The organism is Paenibacillus sp. 598K (assembly GCF_003851045.1).
Taxonomy (GTDB): domain Bacteria; phylum Bacillota; class Bacilli; order Paenibacillales; family Paenibacillaceae; genus Paenibacillus_D.
In genome coordinates this window covers 68,122-73,536 of record NZ_BFBX01000070.1, presented here as the reverse complement: position 1 = coordinate 73,536, position 5,415 = coordinate 68,122, and the positions used below count along the sequence as shown (strand labels likewise).

At 61.4% G+C, this 5,415-nt stretch carries 3 protein-coding genes and 1 pseudogene; all 4 read right to left on the bottom strand.

Annotated elements, in window-relative coordinates:
* Nucleotides 1–852 (bottom strand): annotated as a pseudogene (locus tag PA598K_RS20060) (hypothetical protein); the annotation flags it as partial.
* A 32-nt stretch (nucleotides 853–884) separates the two neighbouring features.
* Nucleotides 885–1,742, bottom strand: coding sequence for a carbohydrate ABC transporter permease (locus PA598K_RS20055; RefSeq protein ID WP_128658669.1), 858 nt, complete (start codon nucleotides 1,740–1,742; stop codon nucleotides 885–887).
* Nucleotides 1,739–2,665, bottom strand: coding sequence for a carbohydrate ABC transporter permease (locus PA598K_RS20050; RefSeq protein WP_260405509.1), 927 nt, complete (start codon nucleotides 2,663–2,665; stop codon nucleotides 1,739–1,741). The genes PA598K_RS20055 and PA598K_RS20050 overlap by 4 nt, the downstream gene beginning before the upstream one ends.
* Nucleotides 2,662–5,415: extracellular solute-binding protein (locus PA598K_RS20045; RefSeq protein WP_185602121.1), on the bottom strand; the 2,754-nt coding region annotated here is incomplete at its 5' end. The genes PA598K_RS20050 and PA598K_RS20045, both read right to left, overlap by 4 nt.

Below are 5,415 nucleotides of genomic sequence, written 5' to 3'. Positions count from 1 at the left end.
GAACAGCCGCTCCTGGCCCGTCTTGAGCCGCCGCTCGCCATAGACGCGGTCGCCGAGCAGGTCGGAGCCGGCGTAATTCAGCTTCTTGAGCTGCCTGGACGGCACCCGTACGCTCGTCGTATAGATCAGCCCCTGCGCGTCGATGGCGACATTGCTGATCGTGCCGGGCAGCTTGTCGCCCTCCAGCGACATCTGGGCTTCGGTGAAAAAGCGCCGCTTCAAGGCGTCGAGCAGATCGAAGGCCACCTTGTTCATCCCGAAGAAGCCGCGGAACTCGCCATCCTGCGTATCGACGAGCATCAGCCCCTGATAGCCGCTTTTGAGCACCAGATACATGACGCCGCGATGATCGACGGCCAGCTTCATCGGCTCGTAGCGGAAGTTCTCGGGCAGATAGTCGCTCTCCGGCTTGCCATACGCGCGAATATACGTACCGTCCGCCCGGTAGACGGCTACCCGCCGATTGCCGGTATCCGCCACATAGACGAGTCCGTCGGCCGCCACATAGACGCCCTCCGGCCGCTTCAGCGCGCCCTCGCCGTCCTCATCTCCGAATATTTGCGCCGGCTCGTAATTCTCATCCAGCTTGACGACGCGATTGTTGCGCCCGTCGACGACATAGAGCTGATCGTGCGCGTCGATCATCAGGTCCTCGGGACTGTCGAAGCGCAGCGTCGGCGAGTCCAGACCGATCATACGCTCCGGGATATATGCCGCCTGCACCGCGAAGCGCGCGCCCTGCGCGTCAAACGAATACGTGTCATAAGGCAAAGCGGCCCGTACAGCGTCCGCAGGCGCGAGCAGCAGCCAGCATAACAGCAGCGCGCCGCTCCATTTAATCCATCGAGACAAAAAATATCCCCCCTTCCTTCGAGCAAGACGCTTCATTTGATGCCGGAATGCATCATCGTATCGATCATCTTGCGCTGCAGCAGCAGGAAGAAAATCAGATTCGGAATAAACATAATCAGCGTCGCAGCGGCGACCACGCCCTGTCTGGCTACAGAGTTGCTAAGGCCGCTGGTCAGCGTAAGCACATAGAACGGCAGCGTCTTCATCGTCTCGTCCTCGATAAAAAACGTCGACGTCTCCAGATTGGACCAGGAGCCCTGGAAGGAGAGGATGGCGACCGTCGCCACCGCCGGCAGACTGAGCGGCACGACGATCGACGCCAGCATCCGCAGCTCGCTGGCCCCCTCGACCCGAGCCGCCTCCAGCAGCTCGCTCGGGATCTGGTCGATAAATTGCTTCATTAGAAAGACGCTGACCGGCATCGCCACCAGCGGCAGCACATGCGCCCAATACGTATTGATCAGCCCCAGCTCGTTGATAACGAAGTACCGGGGAATCTGCACCGTCTCTGGCGCAAACATAAGCGATACGACGATCGTCGAGAACAGCAGCCCCTTGCCGGGGAACTTCCCCTTGGAGAGCGCAAAGGCGCACAGGATGCTGAACAGGGTAGCGAGCGCAATCGTAAGCGAGGTGCTGACCAGATTGTTAAACAGATAGCGAGTGACCGGCACCAGCGAAGACTTGGTCGCCATCAGCAGATCGCTGAAGTTTTTGAGCGACGGCTGCTCTACGATAAAGGTCGGCGGATATTTGAACAGCTCGCTCGCCGGCTTGAAAGCGTGATTGAACAAATAAATAATCGGCAGCAGCATAAAGATCGACAGACCGGTTAAAAACAGCACCAGGAAAAGCTGAAACCACGAAAATTTGCGAAGCCGCCTGCTCATTTGCTATCCCCCTCCGTGCCGAACAATCGCCAGCACACCCGGCTCGTCATGTAGATAATCAGAAGCAGCACGACCGAGATCGAGGACGCATAGCCCATCTCGTAGCGGATAAAGCCATAATCGTCGACATGGTTGATCAGCAGATGCCCCGCATATTGCGGCGTCGGGTTGGAGCCCGTCAGCTCGACGCTGATCGAGCCCGCCCGCAGCGTGCCGACGATCGCCATGACTGCGCCGAACAGCATCTGCGGCTTCATCGACGGGATCGTAATGTACCAGATCTCCTGTAGACGCGACTTGATGCCGTCGATCTTGCCCGCCTCGTACAACGTCTTGTCCACGCTCTGGATGCCGGCCAGCATCGCGAGGAAGCCGACCCCCATGCTCGCCCACAGACTGACGACGATCATGATGTTCATCAGGTACTTGGGGTCCTGCACCCACAGCTGCGGCTGCTGGATCAAGCCTAGCTCCAGCAGGAGGCTGTTCATATAGCCGAGCCGGTCGCCGCTGAAGATGACGATCCAGACGACCGCCATCGCTACGCCAGCCGTCAGCGACGGCGTGTACATGGCGAGCGTGTACCAGACCCGCGTCTTGCTCGGCAGCTGCGTGATCAGCCAGGCCAGCGCAAACGAGCACAAGTAGCCAAACGGGCCGACGATCAATGCGAACTTGAACGTATTGGGGATGGCGTACATCCAGAACGTCGTATCCTGGGTCAGCAGGTTGATATAATTGCGCAAGCCGACGAATCGCGGCGGCTCGATCGCATTAAACGATGTAAAGGACAGGCCGATCGCCGCCAAGGTCGGGACGAAGATAAAGAATAGAAATACGATTGAAAACGGGGCCACGAATACATACGACAGCCAGTTGGCCTTCATCTCCCGCAGCACGCGTCCAACGTTGGCGACGCTCATGACCCATCCCTTCCTTCCCATCGTTGTTGAATCTGCGGGATATCGAGCGAGCGCAAGCGATTGCCCTGCTCGTCCACCAGTCCGAACTCCTGCGCCTTGCGCCGCATCTCCCGGTTGATCTCGAGGATCGATGCCTCCAGCGACTCCCGGTAGTTGTCGTCGCCGAGCACGGTGCGATTCCAGGCGAAGTTCAGCTCGCGCGGCGTAAAGTAGAAGCCCGGCACGATCGGCATTTCCTTGAACCAGCTCATCTGCTCGAAGATGGCGGCGGCATCCTCCTGCGGCCACGGCAGTCGTTGCAGCGCCTGCACATTCGCCGTATTCCAACGGAACTCGGTGCCGTTGAGCAGCTCGATCTCATTGCCGTACTGCGACTGCACATCGGCGGATACCCACCACTTGATGAATTGCCAGGCTTCCTCGGCCCGCTCCGAGGAGCGGAAGATCATGCCGCCCTGCAGCGCTCCGCCCGCCCATCGCTCGACCTGGCCGTCTCGCTCCACGCCCGGGACCGGATAGACCGACCAGAGGCCGGCGATCTCCGGCGCAGCGACGAGCAGCTGCAGGTAGGTGTTGAAGTCCGCGATCCCGATCGGCATATCGCCGTTGCGGAAGTGCATATAGAAGTTAGGCACCTCGCGCGGGAAGCCGTATACCTGGAACAGATCGGTCCATTGCTTGAAGGCGGCGAAGCCCTCCGGCGTATCCAGTCCCGAGCGCATCCCGTCCGGGGTGAAGAACTCCGCCCCGTTCTGGAACACGAACGGCAGGTAGTTGCTGTGGCTGTAATAGAAGTCGTAGCCGCGCTGCTGCAGATCCGGCAAGATTGCGTAGACCTCCTCCCACGTATCCGGGCGCTCGATGCCGATCGCCTGGAACAGGTCGTTGCGGATAAACAAGATATTGGGCGATGCCGTCTCTGGCAGACCATAGCGCCCGCCATCGTAATAGAGCTGGACCAGCATGCCTGGGCTAAATTCCGCTGCCGCCTCGTCATAGTCGGGGAACTGGCTCAGATCGACCGCCGCATTCCGCATCGCGAAGTCGACGATCGTCCCCGGGTCGACGCCAAGCGCTGCATCCGGCTCGCGCCCGGCGGCGTTGCTGAGGATGAGCTGCTGCGGGTTGGGCATCAGGTTGATATTGACCCGAATACCTGTCATCGGAGTGAACTGTTCGTCCACCATCTGCTGCAGCAGATTCACATAATCCCGGCCCCGGTTGACCCATATCGTGATGGCGTCCTCGTCCTCGCGGCCATAGTAGTTGTAGTCGCTGGAGAAGGTCCGGAAGAAGCCCCGGAGCGCGTTGCTGACGCCTTGCCGCCAGCTCGGGATGACGTCCGGCAGCTCCGCGCCCGGCTGCGACACGAGGATCATGTCCAGGTCGAGCGGCTGCTCCCGCAGCTCCGTCATAAATGCGGCGAGCGTCTCCTGGACCGAGGCGAGCATCTCCGGCCGACGCGGCAACAAATTCGGCTGATCCCGCAGCTTGACGAGATCGGAGATGCCGGAGCGGATGCCGTCGGAGCCCGATACCTTGCGGCCGTAGAGCGTCTCCAGTCCCTCCAGCTGCATCTGGAGCTGGCCGATCAGTCCCTCGTAGCGCTCGGCGATATCCGGGATGTAGAGCGCCAGATTCCAGTCGCGGTTGCTGTCGCCGAGCAACGGATCGCGCACGCCGGTGACGAGTCGCACCTCGCGGTTGAGCGTCTGGATCTGGGCCACGACCTGCTGCATCGACTCGACGATCCGTTGCAGCGGCGCATAGGTCGCCTCCATCCGCAGCGTATGGGCGCCTGCGCTCAGGTGGAACCGATACGCTTCGCCAGCCTCGTCGCCCAGCGTCTCCAGCTTCCACTTGTGCGTATAATCGAACGGATACGCCTGCAGCTCGCGGAACGGATACTGGCCGTCGAGCGTGATGTTGCGGAAGACGGCAGCGTCGTTACGGTAGCCCTGAGAATACTTGAAGTGAATCGTATAATAGCCGTCCTCCGGCACCTCGAACTGCCACTCGGCCCACTGACCGCCCCGCTTCCAGCGATCGCCGCCGATCGTGTTATAGACAATCTTGCCTTGCGAGGCGGGAGAGGCCAGCTCGTCGAGCGAGGCGCTCATCTGCAGCGAGGAGTCCGACTTGCGCCACATCCGCTCCGCTTCGATCATCGTATACCAGCCCCCCTGCGAAGCGGGCGCAGACTCGGCATAGCCGCTCGTCTGCTCGTAGGCCGGAGGCTCGCTCGGCGGCTGCAGCGCGAGCCGCGAGATGAGCAGCGGATCGTAGATCGTCTGGATGCGCAACCGATGCGTCCCCGCCTCGAGCAGCCAGAGCAGCGGACCCGAGTAGGCCGCCGAGGAGTCGGACAGCGCCAGCGATTGCCACTCCGTGATCTCCTCCTGCAGCGCCCGGATCTCGTTGCCCCGCTCGTCCTGCTGGAGCGGGAAGATGCCGTCCCGCCACAGCCGGCGCAGGCCGATGCTCGTCGCCTCCCGATACGGATACTCGCCGTCGATCTGCACGCCGATCTGGATCGGGCCGTACGCTCCCTTCAAGGCCAGATAGTCGAGCCGCAGCTCGTACAGCCCGCCTTGCTCGATCTCGATCTCGTACTCCACCCAGTCCGACTCGTCGTAGAGCCCTACAGCGTCGTCCCTGCCGTAGGTGGCCAGCTGCTCGCGCACCTCGGCGGACATCGCTGCCTCGCGACTCGAGACGGCGGCGTAAGCGTCGCCCGCCACCACCACCTC

Excerpts from the sequence above, each read along its gene's own strand:
- PA598K_RS20055 (WP_128658669.1), bottom strand. The coding sequence starts at position 1,742 with ATGAGCAGGCGGCTTCGCAAATTTTCGTGGTTTCAGCTTTTCCTGGTG.
- PA598K_RS20050 (WP_260405509.1), bottom strand. The coding sequence starts at position 2,665 with ATGAGCGTCGCCAACGTTGGACGCGTGCTGCGGGAGATGAAGGCCAAC.